The organism is Actinospica robiniae DSM 44927 (assembly GCF_000504285.1).
In the GTDB taxonomy this organism is placed as follows: Bacteria; Actinomycetota; Actinomycetes; order Streptomycetales; family Catenulisporaceae; genus Actinospica; species Actinospica robiniae.
The window spans coordinates 1680064-1696958 of sequence record NZ_KI632511.1; the positions used below are offsets into that span (position 1 = coordinate 1680064).

23 protein-coding genes and 2 pseudogenes are annotated in these 16895 nt (G+C 69.8%); 12 read left to right on the top strand and 13 right to left on the bottom strand.

All coding sequences use genetic code 11. The features are described from left to right. Positions 1–1269, top strand: coding sequence for an MFS transporter (locus ACTRO_RS07215; protein WP_034262164.1), 1269 nt, complete (start codon positions 1–3; stop codon positions 1267–1269). After that, the gene (locus ACTRO_RS07220; RefSeq protein WP_034262167.1) at positions 1262–1798 is read left to right on the top strand and encodes a retropepsin-like aspartic protease; all 537 of its coding nucleotides are present in this window, start codon (positions 1262–1264) and stop codon (positions 1796–1798) included. Before ACTRO_RS07215 ends, ACTRO_RS07220 begins: the two co-directional genes overlap by 8 nt. On the opposite strand, the gene ACTRO_RS07225 is transcribed toward ACTRO_RS07220, so the two are convergent. Genes ACTRO_RS07225 through ACTRO_RS07240 form a run of 5 tightly spaced genes read right to left on the bottom strand, consistent with a single transcriptional unit; the run spans position 1702 to position 6210 of the window. Beyond that, positions 1702–2496 (bottom strand): thioesterase II family protein, encoded by a 795-nt coding sequence (locus tag ACTRO_RS07225; RefSeq protein ID WP_211244145.1) that lies wholly within the window; start codon positions 2494–2496, stop codon positions 1702–1704. The two genes, ACTRO_RS07220 and ACTRO_RS07225, sit on opposite strands and share 97 nt — an antisense overlap. After that, entirely contained in the window at positions 2493–3278 is a 786-nt protein-coding gene (locus ACTRO_RS46970) for a phosphopantetheine-binding protein (RefSeq protein WP_157435890.1), read from the bottom strand. The genes ACTRO_RS07225 and ACTRO_RS46970 overlap by 4 nt, the downstream gene beginning before the upstream one ends. 51 nt (positions 3279–3329) lie before the next feature. After that, entirely contained in the window at positions 3330–4289 is a 960-nt protein-coding gene (locus tag ACTRO_RS46975) for an AMP-binding protein (protein ID WP_169739843.1), read from the bottom strand. Then, on the bottom strand, positions 4286–5536 hold the full coding sequence (locus ACTRO_RS45445) for an MFS transporter (protein WP_169739844.1): 1251 nt from the start codon (positions 5534–5536) through the stop codon (positions 4286–4288). The genes ACTRO_RS46975 and ACTRO_RS45445 overlap by 4 nt, the downstream gene beginning before the upstream one ends. Positions 5537–5556: 20 nt before the next feature. Continuing rightward, a complete protein-coding gene (locus ACTRO_RS07240; protein WP_051450449.1) occupies positions 5557–6210 on the bottom strand; it encodes a methyltransferase domain-containing protein in 654 nt (217 codons plus the stop codon). Positions 6211–6325: 115 nt separating this feature from the next. Here ACTRO_RS07240 and ACTRO_RS42965 point away from each other — a divergent pair, with 115 nt between their 5' ends. The 5 genes and pseudogenes from ACTRO_RS42965 to ACTRO_RS49530 all read left to right on the top strand — a co-directional run bounded on the left by ACTRO_RS42965 (position 6326) and on the right by ACTRO_RS49530 (position 8361). Beyond that, entirely contained in the window at positions 6326–6610 is a 285-nt protein-coding gene (locus ACTRO_RS42965; protein ID WP_281177962.1) for a hypothetical protein, read from the top strand. Further along, positions 6586–6828, top strand: a complete 243-nt coding sequence (locus tag ACTRO_RS42970) for a hypothetical protein (RefSeq protein WP_051450451.1) — start codon at positions 6586–6588, stop codon at positions 6826–6828. Before ACTRO_RS42965 ends, ACTRO_RS42970 begins: the two co-directional genes overlap by 25 nt. 12 nt (positions 6829–6840) lie before the next feature. Then, a complete protein-coding gene (locus ACTRO_RS07250) occupies positions 6841–7710 on the top strand; it encodes a formyltransferase family protein (RefSeq protein WP_051450452.1) in 870 nt (289 codons plus the stop codon). Between the two features lie 93 nt (positions 7711–7803). Next, complete coding sequence (locus tag ACTRO_RS48760; protein WP_051450453.1) at positions 7804–8019, top strand: hypothetical protein; 216 nt, start codon at positions 7804–7806, stop codon at positions 8017–8019. Then, positions 7988–8361 (top strand): annotated as a pseudogene (locus ACTRO_RS49530) (peptide deformylase). The gene ACTRO_RS48760 and the pseudogene ACTRO_RS49530 overlap by 32 nt, the downstream one beginning before the upstream one ends. A 112-nt stretch (positions 8362–8473) precedes the next feature. Here ACTRO_RS49530 and ACTRO_RS48000 read toward each other — a convergent pair. Beyond that, positions 8474–8635, bottom strand: a complete 162-nt coding sequence (locus ACTRO_RS48000) for a hypothetical protein (protein ID WP_169739846.1) — start codon at positions 8633–8635, stop codon at positions 8474–8476. Between the two features lie 759 nt (positions 8636–9394). Between ACTRO_RS48000 and ACTRO_RS07260 the strand changes: the two genes are divergently transcribed. Next, complete coding sequence (locus ACTRO_RS07260) at positions 9395–9640, top strand: hypothetical protein (RefSeq protein ID WP_157435898.1); 246 nt, start codon at positions 9395–9397, stop codon at positions 9638–9640. 155 nt (positions 9641–9795) lie between these two features. Here the strand turns inward: ACTRO_RS07260 and ACTRO_RS07265 are convergent, their stop codons facing one another. Next, positions 9796–10074: a DUF7660 family protein gene (locus tag ACTRO_RS07265; RefSeq protein WP_034262173.1), complete on the bottom strand. Its 279-nt coding sequence runs from the start codon at positions 10072–10074 to the stop codon at positions 9796–9798. A 198-nt stretch (positions 10075–10272) separates the two neighbouring features. On the opposite strand from ACTRO_RS07265, the gene ACTRO_RS42985 reads away from it, so the two are divergent. Then, positions 10273–10620, top strand: a complete 348-nt coding sequence (locus ACTRO_RS42985; RefSeq protein WP_051450455.1) for a hypothetical protein — start codon at positions 10273–10275, stop codon at positions 10618–10620. Between the two features lie 165 nt (positions 10621–10785). On the opposite strand, the gene ACTRO_RS07275 is transcribed toward ACTRO_RS42985, so the two are convergent. From ACTRO_RS07275 to ACTRO_RS42995, 5 genes are all read right to left on the bottom strand, one after another. Further along, the gene (locus ACTRO_RS07275) at positions 10786–11772 is read right to left on the bottom strand and encodes a hypothetical protein (protein ID WP_034262176.1); all 987 of its coding nucleotides are present in this window, start codon (positions 11770–11772) and stop codon (positions 10786–10788) included. Positions 11773–11824: 52 nt separating this feature from the next. Continuing rightward, positions 11825–12058, bottom strand: a complete 234-nt coding sequence (locus ACTRO_RS07280) for a hypothetical protein (protein WP_034262180.1) — start codon at positions 12056–12058, stop codon at positions 11825–11827. Continuing rightward, complete coding sequence (locus ACTRO_RS07285; RefSeq protein ID WP_051450456.1) at positions 12055–12624, bottom strand: LuxR C-terminal-related transcriptional regulator; 570 nt, start codon at positions 12622–12624, stop codon at positions 12055–12057. The genes ACTRO_RS07280 and ACTRO_RS07285 overlap by 4 nt, the downstream gene beginning before the upstream one ends. A gap of 64 nt (positions 12625–12688) precedes the next feature. Beyond that, entirely contained in the window at positions 12689–12928 is a 240-nt protein-coding gene (locus ACTRO_RS42990; RefSeq protein WP_051450457.1) for a sensor histidine kinase, read from the bottom strand. A gap of 5 nt (positions 12929–12933) precedes the next feature. Beyond that, positions 12934–13209 carry a hypothetical protein gene (locus tag ACTRO_RS42995; protein ID WP_051450458.1) on the bottom strand — a complete coding sequence of 92 codons (276 nt, stop codon included), beginning with the start codon at positions 13207–13209 and terminating at the stop codon, positions 12934–12936. 178 nt (positions 13210–13387) lie between these two features. Between ACTRO_RS42995 and ACTRO_RS07295 the strand changes: the two genes are divergently transcribed. Continuing rightward, positions 13388–13720, top strand: coding sequence for a hypothetical protein (locus ACTRO_RS07295; RefSeq protein WP_034262184.1), 333 nt, complete (start codon positions 13388–13390; stop codon positions 13718–13720). Here ACTRO_RS07295 and ACTRO_RS50830 read toward each other — a convergent pair. After that, positions 13692–14468: pseudogene (locus ACTRO_RS50830) on the bottom strand (ATP-binding protein). The gene ACTRO_RS07295 and the pseudogene ACTRO_RS50830 sit on opposite strands and share 29 nt — an antisense overlap. A 114-nt stretch (positions 14469–14582) precedes the next feature. Between ACTRO_RS50830 and ACTRO_RS07305 the strand changes: the two are divergent. After that, the gene (locus ACTRO_RS07305) at positions 14583–15521 is read left to right on the top strand and encodes an ABC transporter ATP-binding protein (protein WP_034262186.1); all 939 of its coding nucleotides are present in this window, start codon (positions 14583–14585) and stop codon (positions 15519–15521) included. Then, complete coding sequence (locus tag ACTRO_RS07310; RefSeq protein WP_034262189.1) at positions 15521–16894, top strand: ABC transporter permease; 1374 nt, start codon at positions 15521–15523, stop codon at positions 16892–16894. The genes ACTRO_RS07305 and ACTRO_RS07310 overlap by 1 nt, the downstream gene beginning before the upstream one ends. The last annotated feature ends 1 nt before the right edge of the window (position 16895 follow it).

Here is a 16895-nt window from a genome sequence, read left to right on the forward strand (position 1 = left end):
ATGAAGAACCGACCCGCCTCGACCTTCGCGCCCCTGCGCACGCGGGACTTCAGGGTGCTGTGGGCGGGGCAGAGCGTGAGCCTGTTCGGCGACCGCGTCTTCCCGATCGCCCTCGCCACCCTGCTGCTCACCTCGGGCCGCGGAGCGTCAGGGCTCGGACTCGTGCTGGCGGCGCGCTCGGTCGCCCTCGTCGCGGTGGTGCTTCCCGCGGGCGTGCTCGCAGACCGGGTCAGGCGCACCCACGTGATGTTCGCCGCGAACCTGCTGTGCCTGGGCGGCGTCGCCGGCCTCGCTTTGGGCCGGTATCCGGTCTCGGTGGGCCTGGCCTGTGTCTGCGGGGCCGCGGTCGGCGCCGGCGAGGGCATCTTCACCCCGGCATTCAGCGCCGTGGTGCCCCAGGTCCTCCCGGACGAGGACATGCAGTCCGGCAACGCCCTGATGTCGCTCTCCAGCCAGACGGCGATGATCGCCGGCCCGGCGCTCGGCGGCCTGCTGGTCGCGCTCGGGAGCCTGCGCAGCGCCTTCCTCATCGACGGTGCGACCTTCGTGGTCAGCTGCGCCTGCCTGGCGGCCATCCGGGTGGAGCGGCCCGAGCCCACCGGGGAAGGCATGTCGCTGCGCGTCGCCGCGGGCGGTTTCGCCGAGGTCGCCAAGCGCCCGTGGGTGAGTGCGGTGATGCTGATGTCCTGTGTGCAGATGGTCTTCGCCTCCGCCACCTGGACCCTGCTGCTGCCGGTGATCGCGCGCACCCGCTTGGACGGCACGCCCGCGTACAGCGCCTTGCTGGTGACCTTCGGCGCCGGGGCCCTGCTCGGCGCGCTGGCGGCGAGCCGGTGGCGGCCGTCCAGGCCGGGGGCCGCCGCGTTGGCCGCGCTCCTGCCGTTCGGGGCGATGCTCGCCGTCATGGCGGTGTCCCGTTCGGTGTTCGTGATCGGCGCCGCGACGGCGTTGGCGGGGGCGGGCCTGGAGTTCTTCGGCATCGCCTGGATGACGGCGCTGCAACGCGGGATCCCCGAGCGCGCGCTGGCCCGGGTCATGTCCCTGGACTACTTCGTCAGCGGCCTGCTGTACCCGATCGGCCTGGCCGCCATGGGCCCGCTGGCCTCGCATTTCGGAGCGGGCGCGATCCTGGTCCTCGGCGCGGCGGTCCTCGCCGCCAGCACCCTGGGCCCGATGTTCGTGCCCGGCGGCCTGGACTTCGCCGATCCCGGGCCCGCGCCCGGGCCGGTCGACCGGGCGAGCGTGGTGGGGAGCAGCGCCGATGGCTAGCCGCGATCAGGTGAGCGTGCCGCTGGAACGCGGCCTCGCCGGGCAGTTGCACGCCCCGGCCGCCGTCAACGGCAAGAGCGTCTCGGCGTTCCTCGACACCGGCGCCATGTGCACGGTCCTGTGCCTCTCCCTCACCTCGGACCTGGGCCTGGAGACGCGGGCATCCGGCCGGCGCGTCGGGGGTGCGGGCGCGGTGACCCTCGAGGTGTTCGAGGTCGTGGACGCGCTGTTCGAGCTCGGCGGGGTTCCGTCGCCCGGCCTGCCGCTGCTGGCGACGGACCTGAACCGGGTCAACGGCGGCCGGCGCCGTAACGGCGATCTGCGGATCGACGTGGCATTGGCCGGCGAGCCTGCGGAGCCTGCGACGTCAAGGGCCATCGGACCATCCCCTTGTGTTGACCGGGATCTCACCTCGCAGACTAGGAAGGCCGCCTACTCCCGCGATACCACCGCACTATCGTCGAACTCTGCCGCCGGCTTCATCGCGGCCGCGACGAGGGCGGCCAGCTCCGGCGGGCCTTCGAGGTAGCTCCAGTGGTCCCCGTCGAGCAGGTGGAAGTCCGCGTCGGCGCAGCCCTCCCAGCCGGGCCAGACCACGGACGGCGGCACGACCTCGTCGGCGCTCCAGCCGATGACCGTCACCGGCACCGGGATGCGGGGTTCGCCGTCGTACGCGTAGCCGCGCTCCACGCGCATGTCGAACAGCAGGCTCCGGGCGGCCAGCTCCGCGTGGTCGGCGGGCAGGGTGAAGCCCATCCGCGCCAGGCAGATGTCCTGGATCTCGGCGACCGCGTCGAAGGTCTCGAGGTCGACGAAGCTGAGCCGGCCGTAGAGGCCGCGGTGGGCCGGCCCCCAGGAGGAGCAGAACAGGCGCTCGGGCAGCGGCAGTCCCGCCTCCTGCAGCCGGAACGTGGTCTCCACCAGGTAGGGGAAGGCGCCGCAGTGCCCGATGAAGGCATAGCGACGGTCCACGTACCCTGATATCGCGGCGACGGTCGCGTCCGCGAATTCGCGGTGGGTCCGCAGCGGTGCCTCGTCGGTCCGGTCCTCCCGGCCGGGCGGCTGCAGGGGGCAGAGCACGCCGTCGCCGATCTCCCGCGGCCAGGCGTGGTAGGTCGCGGACGCGCCCACTCCGGCGTAGGGGAAGGCGAAGAGGGCGAACTCGCCGTCGCCGGGCTCTGCGCGCAGCATCGTCGCGCCGGTCACGGATCGCGTGGTCGGGCTCATCGGCCGCCGGCCGTCCTTTCCGCGTCCTCGATCAGGCCCCGCACCGCCGTGGCCGTTCCCGCGATGGTCGGGTCTTCGTAGAACCCGCGGGCCTCGAGGACGACCCCGTACTCGCCGGAGATCGCGGTGGTGATCCGGGCGGCGAGCAGCGAGTGGCCGCCGAGCTCGAACAGCCCGTCGTCCACACCGATCCCGTCGATGCCGAGGACGTCCTCCCACAGGCCGGTGAGCCACGCCTCGATCTCGGTGCTGACCGCGCGGTAGGGCCGGGTCAGTTGCGGACGTTGCCGGCTGCGGCGGCTCGCGAGGTCCGAGCGGTCGACCTTCCCGTTGGCGTTGAGCGGCAGCGTGTCGATCCGGGTCAGCCGAGCGGGGACCATGTAGTGCGGGAGGACCGCGTGCAGGGCCTTGCGCAGCTCAGGTGTCGGCAGCGGGTCGTCGCTCTCGTAGAACGCGGCGAGTGTCCGGCCGCCGACGCTGTCGCGCTGCGGCACCACCGCAGCGTCGCGCACGCCGGGCAGTGCGCGTAGCGCGGCCTCCACCTCGCCGGGCTCGACCCGGAATCCGCGGATCTTGACCTGGAAGTCCGCGCGCCCGATGAACTCGATCGTGCCGTCGGGCCGCCGGCGCACGAGGTCTCCGGTTTCGTACATCCGGGCCCCGGGTTCAGGCGCGAACCGGTGCGGCAGGAAGCGACGCGCGGTGAGGGCGGGCTGGCCGAGGTAGCCGTCGGCGAGGCCCTCGCCCGCCGCGAAGAGCCCGCCGGTCTCGCCGTCGGGCATCGGGTTCAGGTCCGCGTCCAGGATGAGGACGGAGGTCCCCCTGACGGGCCGTCAGATCGGGACGGTTCCCTGCTCCACCGGAGCGGACACGGGGTGGCAGGTGGTGTAGGTGGTGTTCTCGGTCGGGCCGTAGGCGGCGATCAGCCGGGCTGCGGGCAGCGCGGCGAATGCGCGGTTGACGTGCGGTACCGAGAGCACGTCGCCCCCGGTCAGCAGGTAGCGCAGCGCGGGCAGGTCCGCCAATCCGGCATCGACGACCTGGTGGAACAGTCCCGTGGTCAGGAACCACACCGTGACGCCCTCACGGCGGGCCAGTTCGATCAGCTCGACCGGGCTCAGGTCCGGCAGGGGCGCAGGGACCACGGCCGCGCCGTGCAGCAGCGGCACCCAGATCTCGAAGGTAGACGCGTCGAAGGCGGTCGGCGCGGCGTGCAGGAACACGTCGTCCGGCCGGACGTCGATGTAGTCGGGGTCTTGCGCCAAGCGCAGCACCGCGCGGTGCGGCACGCACACCCCGCGCGGCGAGCCGGTGGATCCCGAGGTGTACGCGATGTAGGCGGTCCGGCCGGGGTGCTCGACGCGCGTCGGCGGCGCCTGCGGCTCGTCGACGTCGGACGGCTCGGGTGGCAGCAGCTCACGGATCGGGGCGGGAACGCGTCCGAGGTGCTCTTGTCCGCAGATGACGAGTTCGACCCCGGCGTCGTGCAGCAGCGCGGCCAGCCGCCCGTCGGGGTCGCGCGGATCGAGCGCGAGATAGGCCCGGCCGGCCTTGAGGATGCCGAGCAGCACGGCGATCGACGTCGTCGAACGGTTCATCAGCACGGCCACGGGGGCGTGGCCCGGGACGTCGCCCGGACCGGCGGCGCGGGCCAGGAGCCGGGCCACGTCATCGCTGCGCGCGTCCAGTTGCGCGTAGGTGAGCCGGTCTTCCCCGGCGCGGACGGCCACGGCTTCGGGCGTCCGGCGCGCGCAGTCGACGAAGAGCCGGTGCACGGACTCCGGCGTCGTCACAGTTCCGCTCCGTCCTCGAGGAGCACCGCTGGTTCGGTCGGTGCCTGCTCGGCGCTGCCCGCGAGCGTGCTCGGGAGGAACGCGGCCGCGCAGGCCGCGGCCAGCACGAAGGCAGTGGCCAGATTCATCGCCCAGACCACGCCGAGGGCGCCGCCTAGCGCGGCCCCGCCGAACCCGCCGACGATGGTGGACCCGGCCTGCACAGTGAAGTAGGACGCTGAGACCCGGCCCAGGGCGTGGTCCGGGGTGGCGGCCTGGACGGAGGTGTCGACGGTCACGAACGCGCATATCGCCGGGATGCCGATCAGGGTGAACAGCGCGGCGTCGGCCACGACCGAGTGCAGGTTGAAGGTGGCCAGGAACGCCAGGCCGAGGGCGAGGAACGAGCCCGGGAGCAGCAGCCGCGCCGGCACCCGGGCGCCGAGCACCCGGCTGAGCGGGGCCCCGATGACGAATCCGAGGCCGAAGAAGGCGAACAGCACGCCCAGGGTCCGCCCGCCCGCCCCGAGTTCCTCGCTCATGTAGGGCACGAGCAGCACCGTCAGTGTGCTGTTCCCGACCGCGGCGAGGCCGCCGGCCAGGAACAGCGGGGGCAGCCCGCGCGTGCGGGCGACCAGCGCCCAGCCCTCGCACGCCTCGCGCAGGAATACGGCGAGGGCGGCGCCGGAAGCCCGCTTCGGCTTGGTTTCCGGCGTCTGCCGGGTCCTGATGAGCGCGACGGAGAGCGCGGCGGCGAGGTAGCTGCCGATGTCCGCCGCGACGATCGGCGCGAACCCGAACAGCGCGTAGAGCGCGCCGCCGAGCGGGGCGCCGATCAGCCGCACCAGGCCGCCGACCAGGGCGTTGAGCGAGTTGGCCGCGCGCAGCTGCGGCCCGCGCCCGACGATGAGCGGGATCATCGCCTGGCGCGCGGGGTTGAACAGCTGGCTGAAGGAGGCCTCGATGAACAGGGCCGTGTAGAGGATCCAGATCTCGCCCACCCGGTGCACGGTCAGCATGAGGCCGACCGCGGCGGCGCGGGCCAGATTCGTGGCGATCATCGTGCGGCGCCGGTCCCAGCGGTCCACGAGCACGCCCGCCACCGGGCTGAGCAGGAGGGCGGGCACCGTCTCGGTCGCGAGGGCCAGTCCCGAGGCGAGCGTGGAGCCGCTCAGCCTCAGGACGTAGTAGGGCACGGCGAGCAGCATGAACCAGTCGCCGACGTTGGAGAGGAACTGGCCGACGACCAGATAGCGCAGATCACGCAAGCGCAACACCTCGCGCATGGCTACGCGTCGCCCCCTTCGCCTCCGGGCGCCTCGGTGGCGCGGGAGAGCAGGCAGCCGAACTCCAGCGCGGTCGAGTCGACCCGGGGATCGGTCGTCATCCACGCCTCGACCCGGGTCCCCGCGTCGCTGAAGAGCCGGCGCCAGAAGCCGGTCGTCTCCAGACGCTGCTCGGTGACCTGGTGCAGCAGGTAGTACGGGTTGTAGTACGCGGTCCCCAGGCCGTGCCGCATCTTCGACGGGTCGTCAGGCCGGTGGTCGACTTCGATCACGACCAGGTGGGAGTCCTCGGCGCAATGCACCGCGGCGTGCACCAACTGGACCACGGCGTCCCGGTCCTGCTGCTCCAGCACCTCCTGGAGCGAGAACGCCGTCAGGTAGGCCGTGCGGCCGCGCGGGAGCCCGTCGCCCCGGGCCAGATAGCCCTCGGCGCTGTCCACGGCGAAGGAGACTTCGAGCCCGGATTCGGCCGCGGCCCGGCGGGCCGCTGCGATGCTCGGCGGATGCGGATCGACGCCGACGCCGCTCGGCCCGTCGCCGCACAGGTCCAGCAGGATCGTCCCGTCCCCGCAGCCGAGGTCGACGATGGTGTCCACCGGGCCGGGCAGCTCCCGCAGCAGCCTGCGGACGAGCGGAAGCGCGTCGTAGCGGCTCATTCCGCAGCTCCCCTTGCCGACTATGGCGCCGTTCCGGCCAGCATAGACCGCGGGGTCCGCCATCGTCTCGGGCAGTTGCCCGAGTGTGTCGGCGTAGAAAGCGCTGGCGCAGGCCCTGCGCGACACGACGGCAGGCCACCGGTTGAAGGTGACGGTGACCGCCGACGCCCGTAGCTGCGTCGAGCGGGCCGACCTCGTCGTCCCCGTCACCACGGTCACAGAAGGCTACCTGCCGTACGCGTGGCTCAAGCCCGGCGCGCTGCTCGCCCACGTCTCACTCGACGACGCGATGCCCGACGTCGTCGAGGCCGCCGCGATGGTACTCGTCGACGACTGGGGCCTGGTCAGCGCGGCCAGCGAAGGCTGCTCGGACGCATGTACCGGGCCGGCGAACTGCTGAGCCCGCAAGGCGAGGCCCACCCGGAGGCCGTCCCCCGAGCGGGCGCCCGGCGCGTGGACGGCACGCTCGGGGAGGTGCTCACCGGCGCGGTACCGGGCCGCAAGTCCGAGACCGACGTCATCCTGAGCAACCCGTTCGGCATGTCAGTACTCGACCTCGCCGTGGCCGAACCGGTCTTCCACGTGGCCCGCGACCTGGGAATCGGCCTGCGCCTGTAACCCTGAGGACGGATGATGGCCTTCTTCCTGCTCACCGAGAACACCTTCCACTCGGGCTACCTGGTGAACCAGTGGCTTGACGAGTTCGGCACGGACCCGGAATTCCTCGGCGTGACACTGCGCGCGGACCCGCTGCCCGAAGAAGTGCTCGCAAACCGCGCGTCGTTTCACGAACGCCTGCACGGGCGCAGAGAGCTGAGCGATATGGAGCAGAGGGAACTCCTCGCCCTCTACCCCGACGCGGGCGACACGGACTTCGCCATGGTCAAGCTGCTAGGCATACCGGCGCGGCCGGTCACCGCCCTGGACCCCGGCACGGCAACCTTCCTAGGCCACGACCTGAACAGCGCACGAGCAGAAGCGTGGCTGACGGCCATGAGCCAGGCGCACGAGAGGCTGCACGGATTCGTCTTCCTGGATCGGCTGCTGGCGAGCTGGTGGATCAAGACAACCGCAGGCATGCTGTTCAACGCCCACTCGGCCGTCCTGCCGCACGCACGCGGCATGTTCGCCATCGAACAAGTCGCCGCCCGCGCAGACGCCGAATACTTCCGCCGCGCCGCCGGCGCGACCGTGCACTTCGTCGACGAGGGCGTGGACACGGGCCCGATCGTGCGCGCCGAGCGGCTCGATGACCCATTCGCGGCCGAGTCGATCTGGGAGTGCAAAGGCAGGTCCTTCGCGACGGGATTCAGACTGCTCACCGAAGTCGCCCGCGACGCCCAGGCGTCCCGAATCGCCCCGCCGACACCGCAGACGGACGGCACGGAGGACCGCGAACCCGGCCCCGAGTTCAAGCGGCGAGACTTCGCTCAAGCAACGAAGGCGGCGGCCGAACGCGGCTACCTCGAGATGCGACGCCGGGCGAAAGCCGGGCCATGAGGACTGACGAGCGGACCGATTCACCTCGACGCACGCTACCGGCTCGAATGGAGGTTCCGAGCGCGCCCAGAGCACGACGAGAAGACAGGCACCATGGCCACCAGCGCGAGCGAAACCATGCGATCACTCGGGATTCTGCAGGAGGGTGACGCGTTCCTGCGCCAGACAGCCCGGCCGTTCGACTTCCCGGCCGAGGCAGAGGACGCGCGCCGCGTGGTGGCCGAACTCAACTCAGCAGCCGAGCGCGTCAGTGCCGCCCACATCTTCGGGCAAGGGCATGGGCATCGCGGCCCCGCAAATCGGCATTGATCGAGCCGTAGCGATCGTGAAGACGCCGGGCAGAGGCGAGACCATCACGCTGTTCAACCCGAGGATCACGAGCAGGCCGACCAGGAGGACGAGCAGTACGAGGGCTGCCTAAGCTTCTTCGACGTCCGATGCATGGTTCCCCGGTCACGCGGTATCCAGGTCGAGCACCAGGACGTGAACGGGCAACGACACATCACGATCTTCGAAGACGGGCTCGCCCGGCTCGTGGCCCACGAGGTGGACCACCTCTTCGGCGTGCTCTGCCGCGATCGGATGCGACCGGGCACCCAGCCCATCCCAGTCACCGAGTATCGCGGAACCGGCCAGCAGTGGACGTACTGACGATCTCTCGCGCGGAGTGACGCGCGGTGTCAGGTCCCAGGTGATGGTTGACGCTTCGGCTCCTGGCGATGCTTGACGGGGACCCGAGATCCAAAGCGGGAAGGTGACTCGATCAGCGTTGCCTGAGGAACCTGACGTAGACAGTCCCGAAGACCACGGCAATGCCGACGTCTACCGCCAGCCGTGGCCAGACCTGGTGTCTGAAAAAAAGGAAATTTACTCCTACCGTGACGGCCAGCATCGCGATGAACACGACGAGCGAGCGCTTGTCCATGACTAGACCATAGCGACGCCGCAACATCGTGTCTCGGCCTCAGTCACCGACAATCCGGCGGCCAATTCCAAGACCGCGTGATACCGCTGCTCGACCACGCTCAACTCCACCAGCACGAGCCCGGAGCCTGAGATCCGGGACAAGCGGTGTCAAGCATCAACCGAAGCCACACTGTCAGGCATCAACCGGAACCGGACAAGGAGTGACGCGCGGGAGTGGGCAGAACTTTCTCTACGAGGATCAAGGCGCGCCCGTTGGGCGCGCACGAGCTCCCGACGAGAGACAGCCAACCGACGACCACGACCACAGGGAAGCTCACCGAGGCGAAGCCGCAGGAGCGGCCGGGCTGCCCGAAGTCGTCGGGGTCACGGATGCCACGAAGCCACCGCGGGAGCCTGGCACCGCCGGACCCACGCCTGCGTTCCGCGCGTGCGCCGGCGCGCCAGCTCCCGCGAGGACACGAGCACCAGACAGACACACGGACGCAGGACTGACCACCGCACGCCTGGGAGCACCACGGCCGGAGCCGTCGGCGCCGACTCTCGAGGAATGCGACGACCTGGACGACGCCACGCAGCCGGACACAGCGACCGAGGCGAAGAACGAAAGGCAACGCCTCCGGCGGACCGCCTCGGGGATGGATGGCGGGGGAGGCTGCGGTTGGGAGGGTGGTGGCGGGTCAACTCGGATCATCCCCGCTATATAGGCTGCGGCCCATGACGCTCGGTTCGGTCGGAGTAGGGACGTGGAAAGCCTGTGGTGGCGGACTATCTCGTGAAGGCCTTGCTCTCTGCCGTGGCGATGCTTGAGGACGCGGCCAAGTTCGGCATGGACTCACATGCGGCGGTGAATGCCTTAGAGGACATGAGCCACGAGCTTGATCAGATGGGCGCTTCTGAGCGCAGAGAGCTTGCCGAGATTTTTGACCGAATAGCGGCTTCCGCTGATCCCGCTCAGCAGGTGTGGATTCGAGATGTTCTCCAGAACCTCGGAGTTGACGCTTGAGCGCGTTACGGCAGTATCGCAGCGGAGTACAGCAACAGGACCGACGTTCAGCGGTCCAGGTCGACGCTTGCTGACGCGTCTCGTTCGGGTATGCGCGGGTTTGACCAGGGGTTGCGCCGAGTTCGCATCGAGGGGGTCACGCCGACAAGGTGCACCTACTCGTACGTCCGCGCGGCACGCAGCGCTGCGGCAAACAGTTGCCACGACGGTGCTTCTGGGTCTATCCACAGATCTGGCTGGAAGCGGGTCATGTTCTTCGCCCAGGAGTCGGCCGACCCGAGCCACCGGGATAGCGCGCTCAAGTATGTACCGACAGACACGTTCTCCCACGCATCGGCGTTGGCGGCGAAGTCCTCGCTGAGCGCCTCGATGAAGGCGGCCAACTCTTGACGCGAAGCGATGGCGTGCACATCGATGCTGTACGGATCGGTCATGTTCAGAGCTTACTGACCAAGCCGTGCCCGTTGCGTGCCCGTCGGGAGGCAGCCGAACGGTGAATCACGGGGACTCACGGGAGATCGACTCCGCATCGAACCGCTGACCAGTGCACAGGTCAGCGCGAGTGTGGGTACTCTGCTTCCCAAGCTTACAGCCCGAACCCGCAGCGACGGCGGCGCGATAGCCTTTCCAGCATGGGGTATGACCTGCACATCACCCGGGCGGAGCTGTGGTTCGAGAGCGACCAGCACCCGATCAGCGAGGCCGAATGGTTGGCGCTAGTCGACCAGCGGAAAGACCTCCGGCCCGTCGGACCAGATGTTGCCCTCGACGTCCCCGGCGGCATTGAACTCCTACTGTGGTGGCGGGATGGGCAGATCACGGTCAACAAGCCCTATGGGCGTGACGAGACGCTCTATGAACCCGTCACGGACGCGCTAATACGAGTGGCCTCAGACATGAGTGCTCGGCTCCAAGGCGACGATGGCGAAGCCTATGAGCTTGGCCAGGATTCGGCTCAGCCGGCCGACACCAGCGACTGACACCAACGGCGCCATCCGCCAGCGTTCTACCGCAGTTCTTATCGATGCCACCCGAACAAGCGGGGCAGATCACCCAGCCGGGGCCACCAGAGAGAATGAAACGGGCCCAGATCAGTAGACGAAACCCAGCCACCCGTCAGCATTTACCGCACCGTGCTTTGAGGCTCAGTAGTCATCGTCATCGGGCTGTTCGTCGTCGTCGAAGACCGATCGGCAGGGATCCAGATCGAGCGGAATCGGCCGGAACGCGGTGCCCGGCTCCTTGAACACGCGCAGGGGGGCGCCGGCGTACCAGTGATAGGGCTCGTGGAGGAGGATCGGGTCCAGCAGTTCGCGCATCGCGCCGAGACGCTCATCGTCGAACTCGGAGATCGGTCGCGGATCGCGGACAAGGATCGCGCCCTCCTCCTCGTCGGCGATGGGGAGCGCGTCAAGCCCCAGTTCAGCGCATCGCTTCTCGAGAGCGGATCTGCCGCCGAGTACGCGGATATGCCCGGCTGAGAGGATATTCGCCCAATGATATCCTCGCGGATGTTCGTCCGCGCGGGCTTCACCGTCCTTTTCCTGAATGCCGAAATACAGCTCGTACGCGGTGTATTCTCTGACCTCGTAGTCGAGCATGACCGATCCCCACACCGCGTCGGTACGGTGGCAGATCTCCGCGAGCGCCACGCTCCACGCGTTCGCCTCGGCGTCCACGAGCGGATCGAGTTCGTTGACCCCGCTCGCGTTGAAGCCGGGAGCCAGCCGCCCGCTCCACACCGCACTCGCCCACCAGTTGGTGTGCAGACTCAGATCGAGCATCGTCCGCCTGCCGTCCCGCGGCGGCGCGCCGAGCACGACGGTGACCCGGGCCGAAGCGTCCAACGCGAGCTGCTCGACCAGCTGCGAGAGACCGGCCGCGGAGTACGGGAGCTCCTCCGCGGCGCCGGTGCCCAACCCGATGGACAGCCGCTCGACCTCTACCGGCAGGGCGATCCGAGCCATCGCGCGCTGGATGTCCTCGACGACGCCGACCAGGTGCTCGCCGATCGCCGTCTGCCCTGTCCGGCAGGTCCAACGCAGCTCCAGCACCCGCCCGGGCGGGCGGGTGTCGCTGTACCCCTTGCGGGCGAGGTACCACGCAACCCCGTCTGCTTCGCGCCGCAGCATCGGCGATCGACCTCCTGTCTCGTGCCCTGCTTCTGCCGCCCGGTGTCCCGGGTCAGAGGCAGAAGGCTCCGACAACGGCATCCTCGCCGACTTCGTCGACTACCGGATCGGTCACGACCGTCCGCACCACCTTGTAGAAGTCAGTCCAGAGTGAGTCTGACGCCGGGTCGGCCGTAGCGTCCAGTTCGGGATCGATGTCGATCCCCCCGGAGCGCGCGTCGAGGTCGGAGCATGCGGGTTCGGGCGCGGCTGAGGTGGCACCCGGGGCGTAGATACCGGGTTTCATGCGGCTATGGACATGAGTGCGGTAGGGGAGTCAGGACACTGACCAGTAAAGTGGTAGCGTTGCTCGTGGTCGACGGGTGAGAGCATCCCGGCCCGGCGGTGCTTGATCACGGTCTCGGTGACGTGCAGCTTGGCCGCGATCTCGCCGTTGCGGTCGCCCTCGGCGACTAGTTCGAGCACGTCGCGTTCGCGTGCGGTGAGGGCAGCGAGGGGGCTTCGGCCGCGCCGCATGAGGGCGCCGACGACCTCCGGATCGAGGACGGTTTCGCCGCCGGCCACGCGCTCCACAGTGCGGAGGAAGTCCTCGACGGCGCCGACCCGTTCCTTGAGCAGGTAGCCCACGCCTCCGGCGCCGTCGGCCAGCAGGTCACTGGCGTATCGGGTCTCCACGTGGGCTGAGAGCACGAGTACCGGGAAGCCCGGGCGGCGGGTACGGACCTTGATCGCGGCCCGCAGGCCCTCGTCGATGTAGGTGGGCGGCATCCGCACGTCGATGACGGCGAGACTCGCATCGAAATGCGCGATGGTCTCGTCCAGACCGTCGGCGTCGGGGTGCGCGGCGACCACGTCGATCCCCTGGCACGCAGCAGCGCCGCGATGCCTTCACGCAACAGGGTGTCGTCTTCGGCGATCACGACTCGCATGGCAACTCCATCCGTACCGAGGTCGGTCCGCCGGGCGGGCTCGCGACGCTGACCGCGCCGCCGAGCGCTTCGATCCGACTCTCGATTCCGGCCAGGCCGCCGCCACCCGCCGGATCGGCGCCACCGTGTCCGTTGTCGGTCACGGTGGCGCTCACGTACGTCTGGCCGTCGTTCTCGTCCCAGCTCAGGTGTATGCCGCACTCGGTGGCACCGCTGTGCTTGGACACATTGGTCAGCGCCTCGGCGATCGAGAAGTACAGGCCGCGTCGACGGACGCCGGTGTCGCCGCGGGCCGCTCGACGCGCAGCCGGACGGGGACCTGCATCCGGTCGGCCAGCAGGCCCAGCGCCGGGATCAGGCCCTCTTCGGCAAGCGCCGGCGGGTAGATGCCCCGGATGATGCGGCGCATCTCGGCGAGCGCGTCCCGGCTGGCGTCCTGTGCCTTCGCCAGCGCGGTGGCGATATCGCCGTTTCCGGTGCTCAGGGGAACGACGGCGTAATTCCCCACGCCCTCCTCCTTTCTCGGGGTTTTGTCGGGATCAGGGCTCGCTCACTGGCATGCGCCGGGTCATGCACAGAAGGGCAGCTCCTGGCATGCACTGGGCGTTTCGTGCAGACTTGGCATGGTGGGGACCTCGGGAACGGGTCAAGGGAGTCGGCTGGGCGCCTCGCGGAGGCGCATATTGGTGTCGGTGCCGTTCGTCGGCCCCATTTTCGCGGTCGTCGGCTTCCGTCAGGCGTTCACCGGCCGTAGTCGCGATTCGACGTCGGGGACTGATAAGTTCGCGGCTGCGGATCGATGGGGCTCACTGGTGCTGGCGCTCGGGTTGGCCGCAGTGTTCACCGTGGTGTGCTGGGGCTGGATGGCCCTGGCCCTGCCCCCGAGAGCTCTCGGCGCCAGGGTCGTGGCCGCGGTGCTGGTCGCCGATTTGGCGAGCTCAGTCTTCTTCTGGCCTTGGATGGCCTTCGTGTTTCTCTGCGGCCTGTCTGTCACCTCGCGGAAGAAGCGCGGTCGCTGACACTCCGAAGTTTCCTTCCACGCACCCGTGAAGGTCGGCGGCTGGGCGGTGGGCATCGGGTCTTCGCCTTGGGCCGCTTGTTGGGCCGGTAGCTGGGTCCGTTCATGAAGACCTGGTGGCTGGTGTTGATGAGCCGGTCGAGCAAGGATTCTGCGACGACGGGTTGGGGAACAGCCCGTACCAATCCTGGGCCGCCCGATTGGCGGTGATGACCAGGGATGCGTGATCGGTGATGCGCTGGGAGACGAGTTCGTAGAGGTCGTCGGCCTGCTGGGCGGTGAACTCGCGCATCGCGAAGTCGTCGAGGATGAGCACGGCGGGCTTGGCGTGGGCGGCCTGGCGCTTGGCGAAGGTACCGTCGGCGTGTCCGCCGGCGAGGTCGGCCAGCAGCTTGCTGGTCTTGTGGAAACGGGCCTCTGCGCCGGTGCGCACCGCGAAATCGCCCAGGCCCTGGGCGAGCTGGGTCTTGCCTACCCCGACGGGACCGTAGACCAGGACGGACTCGCCGGCGTGCAGCCGGCATAGGGCCGCGAGGTCGCGGATCTGGACCGCAGGCAGCTTCGGGGAGGCGGTGAAGTCGAAGCCTTCGAGGGTGGCGGCGGTCTCGAAGCGGGCGCGGCCAGGCGGCGGGCCATGCTCTGGGCCTCGCGGCGGCGATCTCGTCGTCGCACAGGATCTGGAGGAACTCGAGGTGTCCGAGGTCCCCGCCGTGGGCTTGGGCCGGGCGGGCGTCGAAGGTTTCGAGCATGCCGGCTTCCACGCCCCGACCCCTCACGTTCCCCCTGGATTCAGTTATATCAAGGCTGATCGTCACGCGGCGTGCCTAGGTTTCTGAAAGCCGTGTGAGAAGGGGACCCAGGACATGACTGTGGCAGTGAGAGGCCGCGGCATCACCAAGATCTTCGGTGATGTCGTGGCACTCGATCATATCGACGTCGACGTGGCGCAGGGCCGGATCCACGGACTGGTCGGGCCGAACGGAGCCGGGAAGACGACCCTGCTCGGCCTGCTGCTCGGGCTGTCCGTGGCGGACGAGGGCCGGCTGGAGATCCTGGGCACCCCGGTCGGACGGGCGCTGTCCACGCCCGACGGCGTATCCGGCTTCGTGGACGGCCCCGGGCTCTACCCCACCCTCACCGCGAAGCAGAACCTCGCCGCGCTCGCCGCACTGCGTCACCGGGACGCGCGCTCCACCGGGATCGAGGCGGCACTCGACCAGGTCGGGCTGACCGAGGTCGCCGACGACAAGGTCCGCGGCTTCTCGCTCGGCATGCGCCAGCGGCTCGGCCTGGCCGCGGCGCTGCTCACCCGGCCGCGGCTGCTGGTGCTCGACGAGCCGTCCAACGGCCTCGACCCGGCCGGCAAGAAGCACGTGCGCGGCGTACTGGGCCGGCTGGCCGACGAGGGGACCACGGTGGTGCTCTCCAGCCATCGGATGGACGACCTCGAGGCGCTGTGCTCCGAGGTGACCATCCTCGCCACCGGCCGCGTGGTCTTCTCCGGCCCGCTGGCCAAGCTCTCGGCCGAGAACCGCGAACTGGACTACCGGCTGCGCACCTCGGATCCGGAGCGTGCGCGCGCCGTCGCCGGGGACGTCCCCGGCATCCGGGTGCTGTCGGGCTCCGACGGGGTCAACCGCCACGACCCGGCGGTGATCGTGCTGAGCGCGCAGGTGAGCGCGCTCGACGAGGCGGTGGCGCGGCTCGTGCGCGCGGACGTCGCCGTGCGCGAGCTGGCCCCGGTGATCTCTCCGTTGGAGGCCGCGTTCCTCGCCCTCACCGAGCAGGAGGAAGAGAACTGATGGCCGCCGTCGTCGCCGAAGCCCCCTCGGCCGAGAACCCGCCCTCCGGACATCAGACCGCCGGCGCCGTTCCGGTCCACCGCGTGCTGCGCTTCGAACTGGTCAAGCAGTTCTCTCCGTGGCGGACGCGCCTGTTGATCCTGATCTGCTGGCTCGGCCCGGCGATCGTCGTCATCGGCATCGACCAGCAGGCGAATCTGCCCTCGGACACCCTGTTCGGCCGCGAACTGCACGCCACCGCGTGGGCCGCTCCGCTGGTGGCCCTGGGATTCTCCGGCACCTGGGGGCTGCCGCTGATCACCTCGCTCGTCGCCGGGGACGTGTTCGCCTCCGAGGACCGGCTCGGCACCTGGCGCCATCTGCTCGTCGCCGTCCGCTCGCACCGGCGGATCTTCGCGGCCAAAGCCCTGGCCAGCCTCAGCGTGATCGTGCTGCTGGTGGCCGGCCTCATCGCCTCCAGCCTGGTCGGTGGGCTCATCGCGGCCGGCAGCCACCCGCTGATCGGCCTGGACGGGCACACCCTCGCCGCCGGAGACGCGGCCGGCAGAATCCTGCTCGCCTGGGCCTGCGCGCTGGCCCCGACCCTCGCCCTGGCCGGCATCGGGCTGCTCGGCTCCGTCGCGCTCGGCCGCTCGCCGATGGGCCTGCTGCTGCCGGTCATCGTGGGGCTCGGCATGCAGGTGGCACAGATGCTGCCGCTGCCGGTCGCGGTACGGCTCGCGCTGCCCGGCTACGCCTTCATCTCCTGGAACGGGCTGTTCGCCGAGCCGGAGCAACTCAGTCCGCTGCTGATCGGCGTGGCGGTCAGCCTCATCTGGGCGGCGGCCGCGACCGCGCTGGCATACCTGCTGTTCGTCCGCCGCGACTTCACCAACCTCACCCACGACGGATCCGGTCGCAAGGCCCTGGCCATGGGCGCGCTGCCGCTGATCGGCGTGTTCGCCCTCTGCGCCGGCGTGATCGCCGGCGCGACCGGGGCCACCGGCTCCGGCATCGACCAGGCCGGTCTTCAGCGCTCGCTCGCCACCGAGTTCGCGCACCTCTACCGCCTGCAGGAACAGCAGCTGCACCGTCCGCCGGTCACCGAAACGCAGCTGCAAGCCTCAGCGTCCTGCGTCAAGGCCGAAGGGCTTTCGGCGCAGGAGGGTCCCGGCGACGACTGGCGCTGCACCGTCTCCTGGCACGTTCCGGGCGCCGCGCTCACCGGACAGGCGATCTACCAGCTCGACGTCACCCCGAACGGACGGTACATCGCCGACGGCGACGGACCGAAGGAAGTCAACGGCTACTTCCTGGTGCACACCGCGGACGGGGACGTGCCGAACCCGCTCTGGCAGTTCGACGGGAACGTCGACCTGCTTGCCACCCCCTGAA